Source organism: Lactobacillus mulieris (assembly GCF_007095465.1).
In the GTDB taxonomy this organism is placed as follows: domain Bacteria; phylum Bacillota; class Bacilli; order Lactobacillales; family Lactobacillaceae; genus Lactobacillus; species Lactobacillus mulieris.
The window spans coordinates 50,040-74,444 of the sequence record NZ_SDGL01000002.1 but is presented as its reverse complement, the minus strand read 5'-3'; the positions used below and the strand labels follow the sequence as shown (position 1 = coordinate 74,444).

The window sequence follows — 24,405 nt, the reverse complement described above, 5'->3', positions numbered from 1 at the left end:
AGGAGCTAGATGGATAATCAAGGTCAAGATCGCAGAATTAGAAATGTCGATTTAACTCATACTATGCGTAGCTCTTTCCTTGACTACGCAATGAGTGTTATTGTTGCTCGGGCTTTACCTGATGTTCGCGATGGAATGAAACCTGTGCAACGGCGGATTCTTTATGGAATGAATGAATTAGGAGTTACTCCTGATAAGCCATACAAAAAGAGTGCCAGAATTGTTGGGGAAGTTATGGGTAAGTTCCACCCACACGGTGACTCCTCAATTTATGAAGCAATGGCACACATGGCGCAAGATTTTAGTTACCGTTATATGTTAATTGACGGTCACGGTAACTTTGGGTCAGTCGATGGTGACCGCCCAGCAGCTATGCGTTATACCGAAGCTAGAATGAGTAAAATTGCTCTAGAAATGCTCCGTGATATTAATAAAAATACAATTGATTGGCAAAGAAACTATGATGATACTGAAAACGAACCATTAGTATTGCCTGCTAGAATTCCTAGTTTATTAGTTAATGGTGCTAGTGGTATCGCTGTTGGTATGACAACTAATATTCCACCTCATAACTTGTCTGAAGTTATTTCAGGCCTACATCTTTTAATGAAAAATCCAGACGCAACTACAATGGATTTGATGAAGGTAATACCAGGACCTGACTTCCCAACTGGTGGGGTAATTATGGGCCGAAGTGGAATCTTGCACGCTTATGAAAGCGGAAAAGGCAATGTTGTTGTACGTGCAAAAACTAACATTGAAGAAGAAAAGAGTGGCCGTGAAAGAATTATCGTTACCGAAATTCCATTTATGGTTAATAAGGCAATGTTGGTACAAAAAATTGCAGAATTAGCACGGGACAAAGTAATTGATGGAATTACTGGAGTCCGTGATGAATCAGACCGTCATGGGATGAGAATTACAATTGATATTCGTCGTGATGCTAGTGCTAGCGTGGTTTTGAACAATCTATTTAAAGAAACCCAAATGCAAACTAACTTCGGAATGAACATGGTAGCAATTGTTAACGGAGCACCACACTTCTTAACTTTGAAACAAATGCTCCAATACTATCTTGATCACCAAGAAGACGTTGTAAGACGTAGAACTAAGTTTGAATTAGATAAGGCAGAAGCTCGTGCTCATATTCTAGAAGGATTAAGAATTGCCTTAGATCATATTGATGAAATTGTTAATATTATTCGTAATTCTGAATCAAGCGATATTGCTAAGGCAACTTTGATTTCACGCTTTGAACTAGATGATAAGCAAGCGCAAGCTATCTTGGATATGCGACTAGTTCGTTTGACAGGATTAGAACGTGATAAAGTAGAACAAGAATATCAAGACTTATTAGTCAAAATTGCTGACTACAAGGATATTTTGGCCAAGCCTGAACGAATTGATCATATTATCTATACTGAATTACTTGATATTCAAAAACGTTTTGGTGATGATAGAAGAACTGAGATTACAGCTAGTGAAGTTGTTTCAATTGAAGATGAAGATTTAATTGAAAAGCAAAATGTGCTTTTGACTTTAACTCATAATGGCTATATTAAGCGGATGCCAGTTAGTGAATTTAGAACTCAAAATCGTGGTGGTCGTGGAATTAAGGGTATGGGTGTGCAAGATGATGACTTTATTGAACGCTTAACATACTCAAGTACGCATGATTACTTATTGTTCTTTACTAATAAGGGTAAAGTATATTCTAAGAAAGCTTATGAGATTCCTGAATATAGCAGAACCGCTAAAGGATTACCAATTATTAACTTGCTTCAACTTGATAAAGGTGAAAAGATTCAAGCTATGATTAATGTTCCTGAAGGGCATGAAGATGGAAACTTGTTCTTTATTACTAAGATGGGTGTTGTTAAGCGGACTAGTGTTGAAGAATTTAGCAATATCCGTAATTCAGGGTTAATTGCTTTGACTTTACGCGATGGGGACGAATTAAGTAACGTTTTAACTACTGATGGCAAGCAAAATATTATTATTGGCACTCACATGGGTTATGCAGCTAGCTTCAAAGAAAGTGATGTTCGTGTAATGGGACGATCAGCTGCCGGAGTTCGCGGAATTAACTTGCGTGAAAATGACTATGTTGTCGGCAGTGAAGTGCTTAAGCCAGGTGCAGAAGTCTTAGTAATCTCTGAAAATGGTTATGGTAAGCGGACGGCTGTTAGTGAATACCCAATTAAGGGTCGTGGCGGTAAAGGTATTTTAACGACCAAGTTAGGTAAGAAGAATGGCCCACTTGCCGGGATGACTGTGGTTGATGGTACAACTGATATCATGCTAATTACCACTGATGGAATTATGATCAGATTTAAGACTGAGGATGTCTCACAAACTGGTAGAGCAACTATGGGTGTACGCTTGATTAAGTTAGGCGAAGGCGATAGTGTCGCAAGTTTGACCGCAGTTCCTAATGAAGATGATGATACAGAAGATCAAGACGAAAATTCTAAATCTGAAGAATAAAATTTTTGAATAAAAAATAAAATTACCAACTTTTTGGTGTATCTAATTAGTGATAGAAAAAACTATCAGGATCACGTATAAAAAGTTTGGTAATTTTTTTGTTCTGTGCTAGAATGATGAACTGTGAGTAATATTTTTTCGATTACTCCTTGTTCTTAAACATTTAGTAAGAACCATTTAGTCCAGAAGGAGGTGCAATAGTCAATGACAACCAAGTATGAAGTAACTTACATTATCAAGCCTGATATTGATGATGAAGCAAAGAAAGCCGTTGTTGATAAATACGATAAAGTTATCGCTGATAACGGTGCTACAATGGTTGAATCAAAAGACTGGGGCAAGCGTCGTTTTGCATACGAAATCAACAAGTATCGTGAAGGTACTTACCACATTATGACTTTCACTGCAGAAGATGCTAAAGCAGTCGATGAATTTGGTCGTCTTTCAAGAATCGACAACCAAGTTTTACGTTCAATGACCGTTAAGTTAGATAAGTAGTTTGTTTTCGTGAATTAGGAAGAGGAGGAAATAGGTATGATTAATAGAGTTGTACTTGTTGGCCGTTTAACACGTGATCCTGATTTACGCACTACTGGTAGTGGGATTAGCGTTGCTACTTTTACATTGGCAGTTGATCGTCAATATGCTAATGCACAAGGTGAACGCGGGGCTGATTTTATTAGCTGTGTAATCTGGAGAAAGGCTGCAGAAAATTTCTGCAATTTCACTAATAAAGGTTCATTAGTTGGTATTGATGGCCGAATCCAAACCAGAAGCTACGATAATAAGGATGGGCAAAGAGTTTATGTGACTGAAGTTATTGTTGATAATTTCTCACTACTTGAATCACGTAAAGATCGTGAAGCTCGTTCCCAAAATGGTGGCTATGCGCCACAAAATAACGGAAGTTCATATGCTGGAAATAGTAATCAAAATACTAATTTCCAAGCGAATAATAGTGCTCCAAATACCAATAATGCTGCACCACAGGATCCATTTGCTGATTCAGGTTCAACAATTGATATTTCGGATGATGATCTTCCATTCTAAATTTATAGAAAGGATCTAGAGACATGCCTCAACAAAGAAGAGGCGGCCGTCGTCACCGTAAGGTTGACTTCATTGCCGCAAACCACATCGACTACGTCGATTACAAAGATGTTGATCTGTTGAAACGTTTTATCTCTGAAAGAGGTAAAATCTTACCACGTCGTGTCACTGGCACTAGTGCAAAGAACCAACGTAAGTTGACTATTGCAATTAAGAGAGCTCGTATTATGGGCTTATTGCCATTCGTAGCAGAAGACTAAAACAGATATTAACTGTCGCAGTTAGCTTTTATCGCTAACTGCGATTTTTTTATGTCTTGATAAGTGGTCTATAAGTAAAGATACGGTATAATAAACTTGATGTAGTTTATTTTCAAACTAGAGAGGATCTTCATGAAAGATTTTTTTAGAAAACTAGAATTACCGGAGTTTATAAAAGACTCACGATTAAGTTCTTCAGTTCTAATCGTTATCTTTTTGTCACTCTTTAGTGCTGTAGTGGGAGTTATGATTAGTCCTTTCTTTGGACTAGCGATGGTATTAATTTTCGTTTTAATTGTAGCTTTTACAGTCTATGGGGCATATATTTTAGCCGGTAATGCAAGTAATTTTGCAGCTAATTTATCGTATCGTATTAAGCGTAGTGAACAAGAAGCTATGATAAAAATGCCATTAGGCATTTTGCTTTATGATTCTGATCATCATATTCAGTGGGTAAACCCATATTTACAAATGTATTTGGAAGATGAGGATGTTTTAGGACGTTCTATTTCATCAGTTGATCCGGAATTGGGTAAAATTTTTGAAACTATTTTATCTAATAAAAAAACATCTCAAAATCAGCTCGTAAAATGGGGCAGTCGACAATTTGAAATGATTGTTCAAGATAATTTAGGCGTTATTTATTTGTTAGATATTACACGCTATGCCCAAATTGAAGAAAAATATGAAGCTGAAAGATTGGCAATTGGTTTAATATTCATTGATAATTATGATGAATTGAGTCAAGGGATGCATGATCAAGAGTTAGCCTTAATGAGTTCATATGTTCAAAATACCTTGAGTGAATATGCGGCTAAGTTCCATGCATATTTAAAGAGAATAGATGAAGACCATTTCTTGTTGCTTACGCATATGCAAGATTTAAAGAAATTGGAGGGTGATAAGTTTTCTGTACTTGATAAAGTACGGTTAGAAACTAGTCGTAATAATACTCCATTGACGCTTTCTATTGGATTAGCTTATGGTAGCGACTCATTAAATGAAGTAGCAGATCAAGCACAGTCTAATTTGGACCTTGCTTTGGGACGAGGCGGAGATCAGGTGGTCTTACGTGAACCTGGTAAAGAAGCTCGTTTCTTTGGTGGAAAATCTAATCCAATGGAAAAACGGACTCGAGTTCGTGCAAGAATGGTTTCTCAAGCCTTACAAGAAATTTTTAAAGATGCAGATCAAATTTTTGTTGTAGGACACCAACGCCCAGATATGGATGCCATTGGTGGTGGTATAGGGATTGTCAAAATTGCTCGTGCACATGGTGTAAAAGCGCATGTAGTCTTAGATACTAATCATACTAACTATGATGTAGGACGTTTGGTTGCACGATTAGAAAAAGAAAAGGACTTAGATTTATTTATTAGTCCTGAAGATGCGCTAGCACAAGCAACAGATCAATCTTTATTGGTAATGGCGGATCACTCTAAATATTCAATTACATATGATGCAAAATTATATGATAAATTAAAGAATCGTTTAGTAATTATTGATCACCACCGTCGAGGGGAAGAATTCCCTGAAAATCCAATGCTTATTTATATTGAGCCATATGCTTCATCTACATGTGAATTAGTTACTGAGATGATAGAATATCAGCCACAGCGTGGGGAACAATTATTGACAGATTTGGAAGCTACAGCAATGTTGGCCGGAATTACCGTTGACTCTAAAGAATTTTCTCTTAGAACTGGTACTAGAACCTTTGATGCGGCAAGTTATTTGCGGTCAATTGGGGCAGATTCAGCAATTGTGTCAGATTTGTTAAAAGAAGATATAGAAAGTTTCACCCAAAAGGCTAAGTTAGTAGCTAGTTTAAAGATGTATAAAGATGATATAGCCTTACTTTTGGGGCCAGACGATAAAATAATAGACCCAATTGTGACAGCTCAGGCAGCTGATATGGCATTATCACTAGAACACGTTGATGCTAGCTTTGCGGTTACTAGGCGCAAAAAAGATACAATTGGTATTTCAGCTAGATCAATGGGAGATATCAATGTCCAGGTAATTATGGAAAAATTGGGAGGTGGAGGTCACTTATCTAATGCAGCAACCCAATTGAAAGATATTACGATTGATGAAGCAAAAGAAAAACTAGAAAAAGCAATAGAAGATTATCTAGAAGAAAACGAATAATTATTTTAGGAGGTTTCTTATGAAAGTTATTTTTGTACAAGATGTTCGTGGTCGTGGTAAACGTGGAGAAGTTAAAAATGTGCCAGATGGCTATGCACAAAATTATTTAATCAAAAGAGGCTTAGCTAAAGAAGCTAACAAGGGTAACCTTAATACTTTGAAGCGAGTTGAAGCTAACGAAAAGGCAGCATATGAAGCTGAGAAAGCTGATGCAATCAAAATCAAGAAGCAACTTGAGAGTGATAACACAGTTGTCCAATTCAAGTCTAAAGCAGGCACAGATGGCCGTTTATTTGGTTCAATCAGTGGAAAGAAGATTGTTGAAGGCTTGGAACAACAATTTGGTTTAAAGATTGATAAACGTAAACTTGAATTACCTGAACCAGTTAAAGCTCTTGGTTATACTAACGTAAAAGTTAAATTATTCAAGGGTGTTGAATCAACAATTAGAGTACATATTACTGAAGAATAGGGTAGTACATAAGAAATGGATAACGTAGTTTCACCACAAATTCCTCATGACTCAGAGGCTGAAAAAGCCGTCCTTGGGGCGATTTTTATTGATCCTGAGGCAATTGCTGATGCAGAAGCTATAGTCACTGCAGATGATTTCTATGAGCGAGCTAATCGAATTTTGTTTGCTGCTATGAAAGATTTAGTAGATCGGGACGAAGCTATTGATCCTTTGACTATTCGTGATGAATTAGCTAAGCGAAAACAATTAGAAGATATAGGTGGCATTGCTTACATAAGTGATGTAGCGGTAGCAACACCGACGAGTGCTCACGTTACTTATTATGCTCAAATTGTTCACCGTAAATCTCAATTGCGTCGCTTAATTGCAGCTAGTCAAAAAATCATTCAAAATGCTATGGAAGGTAGCGATGATGTTGCTAATATTTTGGATGATGCTGAAAAGCAAATCATGGATGTGTCATCTGATACTAATTCAGCTGGGTTTAGAAATATCAAAGAAGTTGTTCAAAAAGCTCTTGATGAAATCAATGCTGCAACAGCCGCTGATACAGATGTAACAGGATTATCTACAGGTTTTGTTAATTTAGATAAAATGACAACAGGTCTTCATGAAGATGAGTTGATAATTTTAGCAGCACGACCTGGTGTGGGTAAGACTTCATTTGCAATGAATGTTGCTCAATATGCGGGGCTTCATGACCATAAGACGGTAGCTGTTTTTTCACTAGAAATGAGTGGCGAACAGCTTGTCCAAAGAATGTTAGCATCAGAAGGCTTAATTGATTCTATGCATTTAAGAACTGGGCAATTAAATAATGAAGAGTGGAATAAATTAGTTGTTGCAGCAGGAGCGTTAGCTACAGCATCGATTTTTATTGATGATACTCCAGGTATTAAGATGAGTGAGATTCGTGCAAAAGCTAGAAAATTAGCTAAAGAGGATGGCAATTTAGGTTTAATAGTAATTGACTACTTGCAACTAATTGAAGGTCCTAAGAGTGAATCACGTCAGCAAGAAGTTTCTGCGATTTCGCGGCAATTAAAAAAATTAGCTAAAGAATTGCACGTACCAGTAATAGCTTTATCACAGTTATCACGGTCAGTTGAACAGCGCCAGGATAAACGGCCTGTATTATCAGATATTCGTGAATCAGGTTCAATTGAACAGGATGCGGATATTGTTGCTTTCTTATATCGGGATGATTATTACCGTGATGAAGAAGGTAGCGAAGATAACGACCAGCAGGGGGATGATGATAATGGAGAAGTTGAAGTTATCATTGAAAAGAACCGTTCTGGTAGTCGTGGTACAGTTAAGTTAATGTTTTCAAAACCGTATAACCGTTTTTCAAATTTGGATTATGCTCATGATGAGTAAGATAAAAGGATGTTTCTCATGAAACATCCTTTTTAGTCTTTAAAATTATAACTTTCAAAAAAGATTGGAGCCTTGCTTGAGTCATTACTCTTAGGGCAAGCACTGAAATCACCTTCAGAAAATGGTAAGTAATTATTTTTGGCACTTTGATAAATAAGCTTAATCATTTCAGTTGCTACTTGGCGCACTTCAGGATCCATGCCCATTACAACCTTTCCTAAAGTCCAAGTACCGCGAATACGATGCTCAGTAAATACATTCATATCTGTAATATCCATATTTTCGAATGCTAAAAAGATAGCTGACCAGAGTTGACCACGTTTTTCTGCTGGAATAGATTGATTGAATTGAATTAAGGCGTGCCGAATTATACGGGCTGAAGTCGTTAATCCTTCTGCTAATACAAAACTATTACGTCCCACACTCCAATTGAGTGGAGTATGCTGGTGCATCATCGGATAGACACTTTTTACTACTAATGTCCTTTCGGGGTGATCGAGCATAATTCCAAAAACAGAACTTTCAGGTACGTAGGTCCGCATTTTATCAATTGCGCGTTTAAAGCCCGCACTTTCTGCAAATACTGAACGATAACCTGGTCCATCAAAATTTAAAGCATTTATTACTCGATCTTGAACATCGTAGCGTGCAGCAGCTAGTGAATGAATTGCATAGTGGCCACCTTTTGAATGACCTGTGATATAAATTTTACAATTTTTAAATTTATCTGCCATTGCTTCAAGGTAATCACGTGCTACAGTTTGACCATAAATCTGATAACTGTAATTCATAATCATATCTTCATTCCATCCAACGACAGAACTATCAGTTCCTCGGAAGGAAATTAAAATAGTATTTTTATCTAATTGCAAAGTTAAAGCAGCAAATTGTAAAGGAGCTGGTTCAGCCTCTAAACGGGATGTCCAATCTAGAATTTTTAAATCTGCAAAACGAGGGCTTTTTACTAAAAGTCTAGTTTCTGTTTTTCGGTGCAAATCCAAAGAGCCACTGTAAAGCGCTAAAATACGTTCACATGCTTCTTTTAGGCTATGGCCTACAATTGACTCATCAAAAGGTAAATAAGCAATAGAAGCTAAAATAGCCCCATCAACGCTATTATATTGCCTTTGCTTAAATGATAAATCACCGCGCCAACGCAAATAATCAAGTGGACCTGCCATTTTATCCATCCTCTCAAAGTATAATAGCTATATTTTAATACTTTATTTTTTAATAAAGAAAAAAAGAGCCAAAACTTGACTCTTCCTTAATCTTATTTACCACCACGGGTGTAAATGATTCGTTTGATATCTGGATATTTGCGCAAATGCATGATGATATTATTTTCATCAATTTTATTATTAATAATTCCATCAGCATTAAAAACAATTTGTTCATCATCGACATCTAAAATCTTAATAGCGATAGATTCAACATGATTATTTTCGAGTTCATTTTGAATTTCGTTAAGAATATTAGGCGTATTAACACAAACAATTTGAACGTTAAAACGAACATGGATAATAATTCTGGAAATAATTGAATCATCATGAAATAGCATTTGAATAAAGAAGATGAAAATTGTTGCTAAAACTCCAATGGTGTATAAACCGGACCCAACGGCCATACCAATAGCAGAAGTAGCCCAGACACCAGCAGCGGTTGTTAAACCAGAAATTTGTTCACGGCGAACTAAAATAGTTCCGGCACCGATGAAGGAAATACCTGTAACAATCTGAGCTGCAATTCTTGAAGGGTCTAGAGCAATCTCATTTGTTGTCAATAAGTCGTAAAAGCCATATTTAGAAACTATCATAAATAAAGCAGAAGCAACAGCGACAACAATATGAGTTCTTACACCAGCGCTTTTACGCTGGATAGCACGTTCATAACCAATTACTGCACCACAAAGTGCAGCAACGATAATTCTAATTAACCATTCAACTTGAGTGGTAAAACCGGCAATAGCCAAAATTGTCATTTTGATACTCCCCTTATATTTGTAGTAAATCAATACAACTTCCATTCTAATATAAAATTAGGCAAAAAACAGAAAAAAATTTCAAATAAAAGCTTGCACAAACCTAATTTTTATGGTTAAATTATTAATTGTGTTAAGGCAACACGAAAAGTTGCTGACTTAGCTCAGTTGGCAGAGCACCTCACTAGTAATGAGGAGGTCGAAGGTTCGAACCCTTTAGTCAGCATTGGAATGAATGAAGTTGGGACACCGATACGTTCGGTGTCTTTTTTGTTGTCTAAAGTTATATGCAATGAGAAAAGCACAGGATTAAACTGGTGTCATTTTAAGCTATTTGATCATGATATAATAGTGATGTAATGAAGAATATGATTGACGTGCAAAGGATGAGCTGGTTACTCAATCCGTCGTCGACGTTTTGCGGGTGGTTCGTTAGAACCGCCTTTTTTATTGCCTACACTTATATGAGAAATTCAAAAAAATCTAAATCCATTTGCTAATTTTCGGTGTAATAAATGATTTATCGGTGATTCAGTATCCTTATTATTTGCAATCTGCACTTCTACCACTGTAGAATATGAAATAAAAATTAAAAAGAGATGCAAACTATGAATAAACAGGAACGAATTCAGGTTTTAACCGATTTAATTAAAATTAACTCCATCAATGGCAATGAACTTGAGGTAGCAACTTATTTGAAAGCATTATTTGCTAAACACAATATTGAAGCTGCGATTGATGCTTTTGGCGATAAGAGGGCGAATCTAATTATGGAACTAAATCCGCAAGCTTCAGGGCCGATTTTAGGTCTTACTGGGCATATGGACACCGTTGACTTAGTAAATGAAGCCAAGTGGCAGAGCAATCCGTTTGAACCTAAACTTGACGGTGATAAGCTTTATGGTCGCGGCAGTGCAGATATGAAAAGTGGGCTGGCAGCAGAAGTTATTGCTTTGATTGAACTTGTTGAATCCGGGCGGATAAAAGGGCATGTACGCTTTTTAGCTACGGCTGGAGAAGAATATGGAACTCCGGGTGCTAATCGGTTAGAAGAACAGAGTTATGCGGCAGATTTAGCGGCCTTAATAGTTGGTGAACCAACTGGTGGTGACATTGTATATGCTCATTCTGGTAGTTTGAACTATCGCATTAAAAGTCATGGTCAAGCTGTTCACTCATCTAGACCGGAAGAAGGAAAGAATGCAATCACTGGTTTAGTTAAGTTTTATGTAGCTGAACAAGAGTTATTTAATAATGCACCAAAAGATCCATATTTAGGCGAAATTAAGCACAGCATTACGGTCATTGAAGGTGGAAAGCAGGTTAATATTATTCCCGCTGAAGCTAAGTTAGAAGGCAATATTAGACCAACCAAGGCTTTCAGCAATGAAGAAGTGATTAAATCATTGAAAGCATTAGTTTCAAAGCTAAATCAAGCTGAAGCTACTCACTTAGAATTTGAATTGATTCATAACTTTTATCCAGTGGTTACTAGCCCCGATGATGCATTTGTTAAGAAGGGGTTAGCCGCTACTACCGACGCCTTTGCCAATCTAAGAAAGCCCAAGCTCAGAATTATTAATGGAGCAACAGATGCGTCTGTTTTTGTTAAACGTAGACCAGATTTGCCAGTCTTTATTTTAGGTCCTGATAAGTGGAAATTAGCGCATCAAATAAATGAATATACGACGATTTCTTCATATTTAGCAGTAATAGAAGCATATAAGAATATTATTTTGAACTTTTTTGAATAATAGTTAGTAATCCTCAACATAAGTTGAGGATTTTTTGTTTTATTTCACATATAGGTAATCTTGACAAGGAATAAATCGGGGGGGGTAAAATGCGCCTTGTATGACTTTTAATTTATTTGGAGGAATTTATGATAGTAGGGATAGTTTTATTAGTAGTATCAGGTTTGTTATCTAGCCTTTTTTATAGTAAGAAAAAATATATATGGTTTTTATTGTGTTTGATTTTTGCTCTTTGTTGTTTTTTAGGGTTTACAGCAGATATTACTAATATTTTGTTGTTTCAAGTAATTATGGGTGTAACAACACTTGGAGCTTTAGGTATATTTGCATATTTAGTTCTTTTGAATAAAAAAGGTAAAAAGCCTAGATATAATAAGACTATATTTGCAATAACTATACTTGCTTTACTGTTTGCAGTCATGGGAATATCTTCACCTAAGGATTTTATGTTGCATACTGATGAAGTAATAGCAAAAGATAAAGGTAATCATACCAATTCAAAATACTTCGAAGTGTTAACTTCTAAAGATAATTGGGATACTGAAAATAAAATGTTTTCAATTGATACTAATTCTAAAGGTAAAGTATCTCTGAAACTAAAAGGTTTGAGAGATTGTACAGTTACTATCAAAAATTCCCCAGATTTTGATAAAGATACCGATCAATCAGTTAAAACACGAAAAATCGAATTACGTGCAGGTGAAACAAAAACATTATCATTTGCTATGAAAAATAGTGACTATGTTGAGATTGAACTTGTGATAGTTGATCCTGATGGTAAGAAAACTTATGTAGAATTCAATAACGAGATGGAAGATAATTCATCTGACTCGGATTCCGATACCGATTCAGATAGTGATACTAATGATTCAGATGATAAAGATAGTGATGATGATAATACTCTAGGAAAGCAACTTATTAAGCATTTAGTAAAAGAAGAATCTAATGGCTTTTATTATGAAGATAAAACCGATAGTAGAATTAGATATTTTGTAGATAGTGATAATAAAATAACTGCAATCAAAGTTGTACTAAGAGATGGTGGTAATTTCGTTACAGTTCAAGGTTATTTGTCTGAAAGAATATTACATGATGAGCATCTAAAATATGGTAATGATAAAGAAGATGAGAATGGTACCATATTGGATAATGATGGAAAATATAATGTATATTCTCCTAAAAATAAAAAGTGGTATCACATATCTTTACAAGCGGGTAATGGCGAGAATGCTGTATCTGAATTTAGTGCCTGGCCTGGTAAGAGTTCAGATGCTAAATAAATGGCTCTTTGTCAAATCCTGTTGATAAGGAGTGATTTAAAGAATCAAGCAGTATATAAATTGCTTGGTTCTTTTCTTTAACCTTGTTTTCTTCTAATCTAATTCTTGTTAGTAAGTTAATGTAATTTGAGTAACCATAAGAGCAGTACGCTCTATTTGTTTGATTTTACGATTGCAACCTTCTAAACAACCATTAGAGTAGTTGAATCTACTATCATTTCCCGGGCAATATAGGAAGTAAGTATTTTACTTACTTCCTTTTTTATTTGTAAGCACTTGACTAATTTGTACCAACAAATTATATTTAAAATGTAAACGCTTACCATTAGAAATACGAGGTCAATGATATGTTTGAAACGAAAATGCCTAATGGTTTTCTTTGGGGTGGCGCAGTTGCTGCTCATCAATTAGAAGGTGCATGGAATATTGATGGAAAGGGTCCTTCAGTTGCAGATGTGATGACTGTAGGATCAACTGAAAAAGATCGAGAATTTACAGGGAAAGTTTTACCTGGTGAGAATTATCCTAATCATGAGGCAATTGATTTTTATCATCATTACAAGGAAGATATTAAATTATTTGCTGAAATGGGATTTAAATGTTTTAGAACATCCATTGCATGGACGAGAATTTTTCCTAATGGTGATGAAGATGAACCTAACGAAGCAGGTTTAAAGTTTTATGATGACTTATTTGATGAATGTCATAAATACGGTATTGAACCTGTAATAACACTCCACCACTTTGAAATACCGCTACATTTGGTAAATGAATATGGTGGTTGGGAAAATAGAAAGTTAATAGACTTCTTTACTCGTTTTGCAAGAGTTTGTTTTAAGCACTACAAAAATAAAGTTAAGTACTGGATGACTTTTAATGAAATTGATAATCAAGCAGCATTTAATAATCAATTTTTGATGTGTACTAATTCAGGTATTGTCTTTAAAGATGGCCAAAATCGTGAAGCGGCAATGTATCAAGCAGCGCATTATGAATTAGTTGCTAGTGCTTTAGCTGTGAAGATAGGTCATGAAATTAATCCTGATTTTAAGATTGGATGCATGATTAACTATGCTTCAGTTTATCCAGCAACTTGCAAGCCAAGCGATTGTTTATTAGCTCAAAGAGTGGCTGATAGACGTTATTGGTTTAGTGATGTTCATGTTAATGGTGAATATCCAGAAGAAATTGAGATGTACTTGAAGCGTAAAGGATATCGTCAAGATATTACGGAAGAAGATCGTCAAATTTTACGAGAAGGTACAGTTGATTATATTGGCTTTAGCTACTATGCTTCAATGACGGTCGGTAGTGGCAAAGTAGATGCCGACAGTGTGACTGATTTAGATGCCGCTAAAGTTCACAATGAATATTTACCAACTACTGCATGGCATTGGGAGATTGATCCAGAAGGGCTACGCTATGGTCTTAATTGGCTAACTGATCGCTATCACAAACCATTATTCATTGTTGAAAATGGTATGGGAGCTTATGACAAGGTTGAAGCAGATGGCTCAATTCATGATGAGTATCGCATTGACTATTTGCGTAAACATATTAGCGAAATGGAAAAAGCCGTTGCCTTAGATGGTGTTAACCTAATGGGTTATACTCCTTGGGGCTGCATTGACTTGGTTTCCGCAGGAACAGGTCAAATGGATAAGCGTTATGGCTTTATTTATGTCGATAAAAATGACAAAGGTGAAGGTACCTTAGCTCGTTCAAGAAAAGATTCATTTTTCTGGTATCAAAAAGTCATTAGATCAAATGGTGCAGAAATCGAATAATAAGTAAAAGTCTATAAAAATACTAAGTATCTGGAATTTAAGAAAGAAGTAAGATAAAGTGGCAAGAACTATTTATTTTGTGCGTCATGGTGAAACGCTTTTTAATACGCAGCATCGTGCACAAGGGCGAGTAGATTCTCCTTTAACGGATTTAGGTATTAGACAGGCTAAAGCAGTAAAAAAATTTTTTGAAGATAAGAATATTAGATTAAATGCGGCTTTTAGTTCCACTCAAGAACGTGCTTGTGACACATTAGAGTTAATTGTAGGACATAATTTTCCATATAAAAGATTAAAGGATTTAAGAGAAAGAAGTTATGGAGTATTTGAAGCTAGAGCTGATGACTTACTTCCTTGGGGACATGGATTAGGGCATGATAAAGTAGATCCTACTATTGAAACATATGATTCTATGCTAAAAAGAATGAATTCAGCTTTAAAAACTATTTTTGAAGAAACAAAAGATGACGATACAATATTAGTTTCTAGTCATGGTAATTTTCTAGCAGTTTTTACTCGTAGCCTTTTAGGTGGTGAAGATCTTAAAGGTATGGGAAATTGCTGTGTAGTTGAAGTTAAAGAAGAAAATAAAAGACTACAATTAATAAATATTTATGAACCAGCTGCAAATGTAAAATAATTTTATTGTAGAAGTGTAAAAATTGTTAACTCCTATGATATTGTTTCAGGTTAAAAAAAGGATAAAGACAATGGCTAAAGCAGAAAGTAAAAAAGAATTCAAAGAGAAAAGTTTATATTATAATCGTTATTTTAGTTTACGGTATTTAACAGCAGGATATTTCTTTGTTAATTTTTGGTGGTTAATTGTACTTGCAATGGGTGGTAGTGAAGTCGTTTTATTGCCACTAGCACTCTTATTGCTTTGTATACCAGCCATTTGGGAACAAAAGAAAAAATTTGATCAAGGAGAAGATAATGAATTACCGCAAACTAAGCATTATTATTTGTTTCAAGTAGTAATAAATATTTTATTGGGAATTTGTTACTTTACACCAGCCTTTAGCTTTTTTTATCCTTTTGTAGATTCTGCTGCTTTTAGTTTTCTCTTTATGCTTTTACTTTTAGGCTTGGCTATTGGGATCTGGAGTTTACATCATATTAGTCAGATTGAACGTAATGAAGATAAGTTTTTTAGGAGATATGAAGCCTATGCTCGACAAAAGTGATAAAAAAGTCGTTTTCTTAGATATCGATGGAACGCTGTGCGATTATAACGGTGTTATTCCTAGATCGGCTAAACAAGCTGTTCGGTTAGCTAGAAAAAATGGGCATTTAATTTTCTTAAATACTGGACGCAGTAAGGCGGAAATGGATGATGATTTACTCAATATTGGTTTTGATGGCATGATTTGTGGAAATGGAAACTATGTTGAAGTAGAACAGAAAGTAATTTTACATCAGCCACTACCTGAAAATATTGAAGCAAAAATAGTTAAGTGGCTTGGGGAGCAACATAGCGAGTTTTTCTTAGAAAGTAACAATGGTTTATTTGCCAGTGAGCATTTTAAAGAGCAAGGGTTACCAGTTGTCCGAGCCTATGTTCAAGGCGAGGGTCAGGAAGATGTAAGTCATGTAACTGTTGAAACAGCCTTTCCGGCAATGCAATATGGTAAGCAGCTAATTCGAGATGATGTAAATAAAATAAGCTTTATTTTGACTAAACAAGTTCAACCTGAGATAGTTAAAAGTCAATTTCCACATCTTGAATTTGGAACTTGGGGTGGAAAAGATGAACAACCTCTTTTTGGTGATTTACGTCCCAAGGGAATTAGTAAAGCAAATGCTATTAAGAAATTGTTGCAATATTTGAATATGTCATTAACAGATACAATTGCTTTTGGTGATGCTCAAGTTGATATCCCAATGTTTGAGCTTTGCAAGGTTGGAGTATGTATGGGTAACGGTGGTCAAAAAGCCCAAGAACAGGCAGATTTGGTTACAGATAGCGTTATGGATGACGGGCTGCAGCACGCTTTTGAAAAATTGTCTTTAATTTAGTAATAACATTTTTTTATTTAAGAAAAGAGTCTGGAAAAAACTCTTAAATTACAAAAAACGTTGATTATCTTGGTTTTATAAACCTTGATATATCAACGTTTTTATTTTTAGAATTTATCGAAATCTAACCTGAAATCTACTTTTTTCTCAGACACTTTTGACTATAAACAAGTTACATGATTATAGAATGAAATATCTGAATTGAAGTAATTAATAACTGAGTAATTAAATGCAATATTATTTCGTAAGTAGTTAATTTCTGTGATTTGAATATTAGGCGTTTTAGCTGGAATATTCAGCTTTTCAGAATCTTTCTTATCAGTGTAGGTCATTTTGATAAATTCATCTGCATCATTAACTTCAATATTGAATTGTTTTTGAATAAATTCAAAAATAGAACTTTGGCAAATTTTTTCATCTAAATAAGGGACTATCTTTTTTAGATAGTAGGTTTTTTCTAAGCAAAATAATTCATCATTAAAGTAACGCAATCGCTCAATATAATATAAATCTGTGCCCAGTTCACAGCCTAATGCTTCTGCAGTTAGTTCGTTAGCTTTAAGAGTCTTAAATGAAAGAATTTTGGTTTTAAGCTTTTTTAAAATCGTATTTTTATCTTCATATGATTGAGGACGCGTTGGGTGAATACCATCTTTGCTAGCCATTAACATTAATTCATTATTATTAATAAGTTGTTGATTTATAAAGTAGCCGCTCCCTTGGACTCGTTTAACTATGCCATGATTAGCCAAAATTGCAATCGCGTTTCGAATAGTATTACGTGATACTTGATATTGCGCCATTAGTTCATTTTCGCTAGGTAATTGCTTTTTAAAATCTTTATAAAATATTTTCTCGGAGATATTCCGAGCAATCTCCATATATTTTCTCATTTTCCTTCTCCCAATAAATACTCTTTTTGGTATTTGCTAAATTTGTACCAACATGTTACACTTACATTGTAAATGAAAGCGGTTACTTAATCAATAAAAGAAGCTTTCAGTCAGCCAAGTTATTATTTTTTTCGGAGGTGTTTATTATGGCTGAAAAGACGATTATGTTATGTTGTGCTGCTGGTATGAGTACAAGTATGTTGGTTGCAAGAATGCAAGATGCTGCTAAGGCAGATGGAGAAGATGTAGAAATTTTTGCATGTCCAGCAGCTGAAGCAGATGATAAACTTGCGCAAGAAAATGTAAGCGCTATTTTGTTAGGACCACAAGTTCGTTATATGCTTGATTCTTTTAAACAAAAAGTAAGCGATAAAAACATTCCTGTTGATGTTATTGATATGCAAGCTTACGGCATGATGGACGGGGAAAAGGTCTTGAAACAAGGTTTAAGCTTAATTAAATAGGGAGGCTTAATTATGGATAAAGATCCAAAGCAAGTTGCGGATTTAGTCAATGACGCTGCAAAGAAAGAAAAAGAAGCTAATGAACTTTCGATGCAGCAAACGATGATGTTGATTATGAATGCCGGAAATGCTAAAGCATTTGCCAAAGAAGCAATTGATGCAGCTAAAAAAGGTGACTTTGATAAAGCAGAAGCTAAGATTAAGGCAGCAAATGAAGCGTTAGTTGATGCGCATAATACACAAACCGGAATGCTTACAGAGGAAGCACGAGGAAATCATGCCAAATTAACCTTACTAGTAGTTCATGCTCAAGATCATTTGATGACAGCAATCACATATATTGATTTGGCACAAGAACTAGTTGATGTATATAAGCAAATGGCTGAATTAAAGAAATAGTTCATGCTTGAGTAGGGGAAATGAATATGGAAAACAATAAGATAATTAAGTTTATGAACGAGCATCTATTAGGGCCAATGGGTAAGATGGCCAACTTTAGATTCGTTCGAGCAATTATGGCAGCAGGGCTGGCATCAATTCCATTTACTATTGTTGGATCAATGATGCTGGTATTAAATGTTATTCCAATGGCCTTCCCACAATTACAAGGTATTTGGAATGCTAGCTTTGTTCACTTTACGCCACTTTATATGACTATCAACTATGCTAGTATGGGAGCTTTAGCACTATACTTTAATATAGTTTTAGGTTATGAATATACCAAAATTATAGCTACTGAAGAAAAGCTGAATATGACACCAATGAATGGTGCACTTTTGTCGATGTTCGCTTTCTTTATGACTTTACCAGAATTAGTTGTAAAAAATGGTACGGTAGAAGTTATTTCAAAAGCGGTCAAAGATGGTGCAGGAACAGTCAGTGGTTTTAGTGTTACATCATCTGGACTTAATCGATTAGGTACAGCAGGTATCTTTGTTGGTATTATTATGGCTGTATTAGCTGTAAAGTTATATCAATTAGCTGTAAAGCACAATTGGGTTATTAAGATGCCACCGCAAGTTCCAACAGGTGTAGCAAATGCCTTTACTGCATTAATTCCTGCATTCTTAGTTGGTTTTGTAGTAGTTATCATTGAAGGATTATTAGTTTTTGTAGGAACTGATATCTTTAATGTTATTGCTTTACCATTTAGCTTTGTAACTAACTTAACTAATACCTGGTTAGGAATTTTGGTAATTGTTTTCTTAGTTCATTTCTTATGGGTAATGGGAATACATGGTGCTAATATTATAGGTGCCTTCTATACTCCAATTGCGTTAGCTAACTTTGCCGCTAACTACAAAGGTGCTCATTATGTATTTGCTGGTGAATTTATGAACATGTTTGTAATTATTGGTGGTTCTGGTGCAACTTTAGGGATTGTTATTTGGATGGCCTTTAGAGCACGTTCAGCCCAACTTAAAGTTTTAAGTAGAACAGCAATTGTACCAGCATTCTTCAATATTAATGAGCCAATTGTTTTTGGATGTCCAATTGTATATAACCCTATCTTAATGTTCCCATTCATTCTTGCTCCAATGGTAACTGCTACTACCTCTTATTGGGCTATTAAATTAGGCTTGGTAGGTAAGGTTATTGCGCAGATGCCTTGGCCTTCTCCATTAGGTATAGGTGCTTTTATTGGTACCGGTGGTGATTGGAAAGCTGCTGTATTGGCAGTAATTAATGTTTTTCTTGCCTTCCTTGTTTGGTACCCATTCATGAAGATGTATGATAATAAGTTACTTGCTCAAGAAAAAGCTAATCAAACAAGTGAACAAAAATAAGCTTAACACCTCAATTAAGAGTAGCCGATTTTAATCGGCTACTTTTTTTGAATAGCTAGTATGCTTTACAAAATAGCTAAATTAATGGTATTCTACTAGTAGGTAAAGCAAATTAGTTATTAGGGAGGGTGACGCAATGCAACGTGATATCTCTAGTCAAATTCTTAAAGGCATTTTACAAGGAGTAATGTTAACTATTCTTGAAAAAAATGTTGAGTATGGTTATAGCTTAAGTAAAAAGTTGGATGATTATGGCTTAACTAATGTACCCAAGGGAACGATTTATCCTTTATTAGCTTCAATGGAGAAGAAAAAATTAATTGAAGGAAGAATGCAAGAATCACCTGATGGTCCAGCACGTAAATATTACTATTTAACGCCAGCTGGGCAACAAGCTAAGCTAGAATTTCAACAAGAATGGCAACAGTTAGAAGAAGTAGTCAATAAGGTTTTAGGAGGAGAGTAGTATGTTATATAATCGCGTTATTTCAGAAACTAAAGATAAGCAAGAAAAATTAAGTTTCAGAAATAGAGAATTCTTCCGTAAATTTGTTACCTATACTAGCTATATTGCGAAAAATAAGGATCAAGATATCCTTGAAAAACGGATGCTTGAAATTTTAGATGATATTATTGCAGCTCAAGAGGATGGATTAGATGCTGATGAATATTTTGGAAAAGATCCTGAAAAGATAGCCCAAGAGATTGTTGAAATAACTCCTCGAAAAGGTTTTTTGACATCTAATGGAATCTATGGTGCTGTTGCGATGGTATTTCTGATACATGGCTTTCAATTTAGTAATTTAGATGTAGGAAACGCAATTATACTAGCTGTTTTAGGCTACTGGCTTACAATATATGGTAATCATGTTGTTTCCGGAATGATTTACAACAAAAAAGGAGTTGAATTGGCACGTAACGATTTAAAATTAGCCGGATTGTTACTGGCGTTCATAGTAGTAATCGCTGTTGGCGTTTTAGTTAAAACTCCATTTATAATTGCAAAAAATGATTGGATTAATTGGCTATTTAACGGTATACTTTGCATGCTTTTAATTTGGAATGTTTGGAGAAGTTTGTATATCAAAAAGAAAAAATAAGAATCATTACTGATTCTTATTTATTAGTAATATAGCGCCATTCTTGTGTTTTTCCACCAAAGCCCCAAGAATCTGAAGCTACATCTTGAATAACTATGTAACTAGTGGTGGCTAAAGGCCCGATTAGCTCTTGCATTTTAGCAAAACTTGCTTGAACAAATTGGCTTTTTTCTTCGCGAGTATTAGTACCAGATGTTATTTTTATTTCTAAATAAAAACTATTTAAGTTGGTTTGAGATATTGGTTTCCCTGCGATAAACCAATCCTCTGGTTCACATAATTTTATATCAACTGTAGCAGCATTAGGATCTTTTTTTAGTTTAGTTACTGCTAAATGGGTTAATTCTTTGGCAACAATTTGTTTTATATTTTGGTTAGATTTTTGACAGGCTAATTTAACTCTTAAGTACGGCATATAAATCCTTCCTTTCTCTACTGAAAATAGAATAACATTAAAAAATCTATTTAAGTATTACTAAAAAAGGATATAGTTATCATAAAAGGTGATGAGGTAAAAATGCAATTACATGATTTTGAAACTTTTATATACTTGTATGAAACTCGTTCAATAAACTTAACTGCTAAGATAACAGGATATGCTCAATCAAATATTACGGCAAGATTGAAAAAAATTGAGGAAGAATATCGATTACTGCTTTTCCAAAGAACATATCAAGGGTTAGTACCTACTGAAGCAGGAACTGAATTTTATAAATATGCTAAAAAAGTTATTGACTTAACAGATGATTTCTTAAAAACGGTGACTAAAACAAGTAAGTCTCAAAATATAGTTATGCCTAAATTGCTGTTTGATTGGTTAATAGTTGAACATAATGATTATGATATTGTTAAAGATAATATAACTGTTTTAACTAGTTCACAAATTACAGAAATAGAGAAGCCTAAATACGATACGATTATAACTTATGCTTCATTTAGTCATGAAGATTATCATCAAGTGGGAGTGGGCTATTTGATAGCGGATTTTTATACTAATTCTTTATCTAAAGATATACCGATAATTGTTAACAGTGATCATAATTGCCCATTTAGAATTAGAACTTTGAAGATAATAAAAAATAAAAAAATAATAGAATTGGCATCATGGGACAATATCATCGAATTAGTTAAAAAAGGTAAAGGAATCGCGTTATTGCCCAAATATATAGGTGAACGTGAAAAGCTAATTTGTTTAAGTGATAAACGAGAAGTGCGAATACCTTATAAAAAATATTCACGAAATCAATGTTCCATGTGAAACGTAAAAAATAATCATTTGATAAATTTATTTGATACAATCAAGTAAATAAATAATTGAAAGGATTAAAGAGCTAATAATGAAGGTATTGCTTACAGGAGACAGTATTGTTGCTCGATATGAAGGCTTAAAAGAACCGCATATTAATGCCTATTTAAAAGAAAACTTTTCAGATATAGAAATCTTAAATACTGCTGTGCCAGGCATTAATAGTCGCTATTTATTAGCTCACGTAGATGAATTAATTTTGAAGCAAGAAAAAGCTGATTATTTGGTGATTTTAATTGGAACCAATGATTGTGCGTTTCATAAAAAAATTGAGGAAGAAGAATTTTGGACTAATTTAAATAAAGTTGCTAAAAAAATTCTAACAAAATATGATGCCAAGCAAGTTATTTTGGTTAGTCCGCCTGCAGTAGATGAGGAAAAACAACGAGTTCGTGATAATGAAACGGTTGAAAAATATGCCAATTGGGTCCAAAGGGTAGCAAATGACTATGGAATGCATTATTTAAACTTGTTCCATGAAATGGAAACTGATGAACATGAATTAGAAGAAATATGTCATGGGCTTCGAAATGACGGGCTACACTTTGGAAAAATCGGGTATCAAATTTTTGGTGATGCCTTAATTGATGAAATTAGACCGAAAAAATGGCATCAAAAAATTATTAATAAGTCTCAAACTGCTACATATACAGTTACTAAACTGCCTTTAAGGATACTTATTTGTAATATTCGTGATTGTTTATATATTGTTATAAAACGGATGGAGCTAATTGAAGAAAGAATTTTAGATAATCCTAATTGGGGTCTTTCTTTAAATAAGATTATTATTTTAGGTGTACTGGGATTATTATGGCTATTTATATCTACTTTTAGATAAAATTATTGACACTTCTTTTTAGTAAGTTTAAACTAGTGGTCATAATTATTAAGGAGAGCCAAACAATGAATAATTTAACATTTATTAATGCTAATATTTGTTGTAGTGGAGCGTCACAGATGATGTGCTCCACTTTTTGGCATGCTATAAATTAATCCACACAAAAAGTAAGCATTTTTTATCTATGACGCTAATTCAGAAATGAATTGGCGTCTTTTTTTGTTTTTCAGGAGGTAATTATGAAATTTGATAGTAAGTTGATTCATGGCGGAATTAATGAAGATGAAGAAACAGGGGCAGTTTCAATGCCAATCTATCGGGCTTCAACGTATCATAAGCCATTTTTAAGCAGCAAATTAAAATGGGAATATTCAAGATCTGGTAATCCAACTAGAGCAGCATTGGAAAGTTTAATGGCAGATTTAGAAGATGGAAACTCCGCATTTGCTTTTAGTTCAGGGTCTGCCGCAATTCATGCTGTATTTTCGCTGCTTTCAGCTGGTGATGAAGTCATTATTGGAAAAGATGTGTATGGTGGCACTTTTAGGTTGGCTAATCAAGTAATGAAACGGTTTGGACTTAATTTTACAGTAGTTGATACTCGCAATCTTGATGAAGTATCTGCAGCTATCAATTCCAATGTCAAAGCAATTTACTTGGAAACACCGACGAATCCTTTACTTGAAATATCAGATTTAGCAGCTATTGCAGAAATTGCTCAAAAACATGACGTGTTAATGATTGTTGATAATACTTTTGCTAGTCCATATAATCAAAAGCCCCTTGATTTAGGTGCAGATATTGTTGTTCATTCCGGCACTAAATATCTTGGTGGTCATTCAGATTTAGTGGCTGGGATAGCAGTTGCTAAAAATGAAAAAATTGCTGAGCAGTTAGCCTTTTTACAAAATTCTATTGGTGCGGTTTTATCACCTGATGATTCATGGCTGTTGATGCGAGGGATTAAAACATTAGGTGCTAGAATGCGGGTGCATGAAGATAATGCACAAGCAGTAGTGAAATATCTTTTAGATAGTAAATATGTTAAAAAAGTTATGTATCCGGGTTTAGAAACTAATCCTAGTTTTTCAATTGCTAAAAAGCAGATGAAGGGTTTTGGAGCTATGATTTCTTTTGAATTGGCTGATCAATATAGAGCAGAGGAATTTGTTAATAGATTACATATGATTTCTTTAGCAGAAAGTTTAGGTGGAATTGAAAGCTTGATTGAAGTGCCTGCAGTAATGACTCATGGCTCAATTCCGCGAGAAATCCGCTTGAAAAATGGTATCAGCGATGGCTTAATTAGATTATCTGTAGGAATAGAAGATAAGGAAGATATTTTAGCTGATTTAGATCAAGCATTTAAGACTTTAGATTGAGCTTTTTTCTC

The 24,405-nt window shown here is 34.7% G+C and carries 25 protein-coding genes, 1 tRNA gene and 1 pseudogene; 22 read left to right on the top strand and 5 right to left on the bottom strand.

The annotated features are described in order from the left end of the window. The first annotated feature begins 9 nt into the window (after positions 1-9). From gyrA to dnaB, 7 genes are all read left to right on the top strand, one after another. A complete protein-coding gene (gene gyrA, locus ETI37_RS01175; RefSeq protein ID WP_006586051.1) occupies positions 10-2,487 on the top strand; it encodes a DNA gyrase subunit A in 2,478 nt (825 codons plus the stop codon). 204 nt (positions 2,488-2,691) lie between these two features. Beyond that, the gene (gene rpsF, locus ETI37_RS01170; RefSeq protein ID WP_006586052.1) at positions 2,692-2,985 is read left to right on the top strand and encodes a 30S ribosomal protein S6; all 294 of its coding nucleotides are present in this window, start codon (positions 2,692-2,694) and stop codon (positions 2,983-2,985) included. Positions 2,986-3,021: 36 nt separating this feature from the next. Next, positions 3,022-3,537: a single-stranded DNA-binding protein gene (ssb, locus tag ETI37_RS01165; RefSeq protein WP_006586053.1), complete on the top strand. Its 516-nt coding sequence runs from the start codon at positions 3,022-3,024 to the stop codon at positions 3,535-3,537. A gap of 23 nt (positions 3,538-3,560) precedes the next feature. Beyond that, the gene (rpsR, locus tag ETI37_RS01160; protein WP_006585377.1) at positions 3,561-3,797 is read left to right on the top strand and encodes a 30S ribosomal protein S18; all 237 of its coding nucleotides are present in this window, start codon (positions 3,561-3,563) and stop codon (positions 3,795-3,797) included. A gap of 132 nt (positions 3,798-3,929) precedes the next feature. Then, a complete protein-coding gene (locus tag ETI37_RS01155; protein WP_006586054.1) occupies positions 3,930-5,948 on the top strand; it encodes a DHH family phosphoesterase in 2,019 nt (672 codons plus the stop codon). Positions 5,949-5,967: 19 nt separating this feature from the next. Next, positions 5,968-6,420 carry a 50S ribosomal protein L9 gene (gene rplI / locus ETI37_RS01150; protein WP_006586055.1) on the top strand — a complete coding sequence of 151 codons (453 nt, stop codon included), beginning with the start codon at positions 5,968-5,970 and terminating at the stop codon, positions 6,418-6,420. A 15-nt stretch (positions 6,421-6,435) separates the two neighbouring features. Further along, on the top strand, positions 6,436-7,803 hold the full coding sequence (gene dnaB, locus ETI37_RS01145) for a replicative DNA helicase (protein ID WP_006586056.1): 1,368 nt from the start codon (positions 6,436-6,438) through the stop codon (positions 7,801-7,803). 32 nt (positions 7,804-7,835) lie between these two features. Here the strand turns inward: dnaB and ETI37_RS01140 are convergent, their stop codons facing one another. Beyond that, positions 7,836-8,993: an Mbeg1-like protein gene (locus ETI37_RS01140; RefSeq protein WP_006586057.1), complete on the bottom strand. Its 1,158-nt coding sequence runs from the start codon at positions 8,991-8,993 to the stop codon at positions 7,836-7,838. 83 nt (positions 8,994-9,076) lie between these two features. Further along, positions 9,077-9,784: an MgtC/SapB family protein gene (locus ETI37_RS01135; RefSeq protein ID WP_006587527.1), complete on the bottom strand. Its 708-nt coding sequence runs from the start codon at positions 9,782-9,784 to the stop codon at positions 9,077-9,079. Between the two features lie 153 nt (positions 9,785-9,937). Here ETI37_RS01135 and ETI37_RS01130 point away from each other — a divergent pair. The 3 genes from ETI37_RS01130 to ETI37_RS01120 all read left to right on the top strand — a co-directional run bounded on the left by ETI37_RS01130 (position 9,938) and on the right by ETI37_RS01120 (position 12,818). Beyond that, a tRNA-Thr gene (locus ETI37_RS01130) sits at positions 9,938-10,010 on the top strand. 382 nt (positions 10,011-10,392) lie between these two features. Then, positions 10,393-11,538, top strand: a complete 1,146-nt coding sequence (locus ETI37_RS01125) for an ArgE/DapE family deacylase (RefSeq protein ID WP_006587528.1) — start codon at positions 10,393-10,395, stop codon at positions 11,536-11,538. Positions 11,539-11,666: 128 nt separating this feature from the next. Next, positions 11,667-12,818: an oligosaccharide repeat unit polymerase gene (locus ETI37_RS01120; RefSeq protein ID WP_006586060.1), complete on the top strand. Its 1,152-nt coding sequence runs from the start codon at positions 11,667-11,669 to the stop codon at positions 12,816-12,818. Here ETI37_RS01120 and ETI37_RS01115 read toward each other — a convergent pair. Beyond that, positions 12,811-13,022: pseudogene (locus ETI37_RS01115) on the bottom strand (transposase); the annotation flags it as partial. The gene ETI37_RS01120 and the pseudogene ETI37_RS01115 sit on opposite strands and share 8 nt — an antisense overlap. A 143-nt stretch (positions 13,023-13,165) precedes the next feature. Between ETI37_RS01115 and ETI37_RS01110 the strand changes: the two are divergent. From ETI37_RS01110 to ETI37_RS01095, 4 genes are all read left to right on the top strand, one after another. Next, positions 13,166-14,605 (top strand): 6-phospho-beta-glucosidase, encoded by a 1,440-nt coding sequence (locus ETI37_RS01110; RefSeq protein ID WP_006586061.1) that lies wholly within the window; start codon positions 13,166-13,168, stop codon positions 14,603-14,605. A gap of 58 nt (positions 14,606-14,663) precedes the next feature. Further along, on the top strand, positions 14,664-15,245 hold the full coding sequence (locus tag ETI37_RS01105; protein ID WP_006586062.1) for a histidine phosphatase family protein: 582 nt from the start codon (positions 14,664-14,666) through the stop codon (positions 15,243-15,245). A 70-nt stretch (positions 15,246-15,315) separates the two neighbouring features. Further along, positions 15,316-15,792 carry a hypothetical protein gene (locus ETI37_RS01100; protein WP_034535731.1) on the top strand — a complete coding sequence of 159 codons (477 nt, stop codon included), beginning with the start codon at positions 15,316-15,318 and terminating at the stop codon, positions 15,790-15,792. Next, positions 15,743-16,624 carry an HAD family hydrolase gene (locus ETI37_RS01095; protein ID WP_006586064.1) on the top strand — a complete coding sequence of 294 codons (882 nt, stop codon included), beginning with the start codon at positions 15,743-15,745 and terminating at the stop codon, positions 16,622-16,624. Before ETI37_RS01100 ends, ETI37_RS01095 begins: the two co-directional genes overlap by 50 nt. 161 nt (positions 16,625-16,785) lie before the next feature. Here the strand turns inward: ETI37_RS01095 and ETI37_RS01090 are convergent, their stop codons facing one another. After that, on the bottom strand, positions 16,786-17,517 hold the full coding sequence (locus tag ETI37_RS01090) for a GntR family transcriptional regulator (protein ID WP_006586065.1): 732 nt from the start codon (positions 17,515-17,517) through the stop codon (positions 16,786-16,788). A gap of 146 nt (positions 17,518-17,663) precedes the next feature. Between ETI37_RS01090 and ETI37_RS01085 the strand changes: the two genes are divergently transcribed. From ETI37_RS01085 to ETI37_RS01065, 5 genes are all read left to right on the top strand, one after another. Then, positions 17,664-17,981: a PTS sugar transporter subunit IIB gene (locus ETI37_RS01085; RefSeq protein ID WP_006586066.1), complete on the top strand. Its 318-nt coding sequence runs from the start codon at positions 17,664-17,666 to the stop codon at positions 17,979-17,981. A 12-nt stretch (positions 17,982-17,993) separates the two neighbouring features. Next, entirely contained in the window at positions 17,994-18,380 is a 387-nt protein-coding gene (locus tag ETI37_RS01080) for a PTS lactose/cellobiose transporter subunit IIA (RefSeq protein WP_006586067.1), read from the top strand. A gap of 26 nt (positions 18,381-18,406) precedes the next feature. After that, entirely contained in the window at positions 18,407-19,768 is a 1,362-nt protein-coding gene (gene celB, locus ETI37_RS01075) for a PTS cellobiose transporter subunit IIC (protein WP_006587530.1), read from the top strand. Between the two features lie 136 nt (positions 19,769-19,904). Beyond that, positions 19,905-20,234 (top strand): PadR family transcriptional regulator, encoded by a 330-nt coding sequence (locus ETI37_RS01070; RefSeq protein WP_006586069.1) that lies wholly within the window; start codon positions 19,905-19,907, stop codon positions 20,232-20,234. Position 20,235: 1 nt separating this feature from the next. Further along, positions 20,236-20,868: a DUF1129 domain-containing protein gene (locus ETI37_RS01065; protein WP_006587531.1), complete on the top strand. Its 633-nt coding sequence runs from the start codon at positions 20,236-20,238 to the stop codon at positions 20,866-20,868. A gap of 16 nt (positions 20,869-20,884) precedes the next feature. Here the strand turns inward: ETI37_RS01065 and ETI37_RS01060 are convergent, their stop codons facing one another. Continuing rightward, entirely contained in the window at positions 20,885-21,283 is a 399-nt protein-coding gene (locus tag ETI37_RS01060; protein WP_006586072.1) for a tautomerase family protein, read from the bottom strand. A gap of 102 nt (positions 21,284-21,385) precedes the next feature. Between ETI37_RS01060 and ETI37_RS01055 the strand changes: the two genes are divergently transcribed. The 3 genes from ETI37_RS01055 (at position 21,386) to ETI37_RS01045 (ending at position 24,394) form a co-directional block, all read left to right on the top strand. Further along, positions 21,386-22,126, top strand: coding sequence for a LysR family transcriptional regulator (locus ETI37_RS01055; RefSeq protein ID WP_006586073.1), 741 nt, complete (start codon positions 21,386-21,388; stop codon positions 22,124-22,126). 79 nt (positions 22,127-22,205) lie between these two features. Continuing rightward, complete coding sequence (locus ETI37_RS01050) at positions 22,206-23,012, top strand: GDSL-type esterase/lipase family protein (RefSeq protein WP_006586074.1); 807 nt, start codon at positions 22,206-22,208, stop codon at positions 23,010-23,012. Positions 23,013-23,251: 239 nt separating this feature from the next. Continuing rightward, entirely contained in the window at positions 23,252-24,394 is a 1,143-nt protein-coding gene (locus tag ETI37_RS01045) for a trans-sulfuration enzyme family protein (RefSeq protein ID WP_006586075.1), read from the top strand. Positions 24,395-24,405 lie beyond the last annotated feature (11 nt).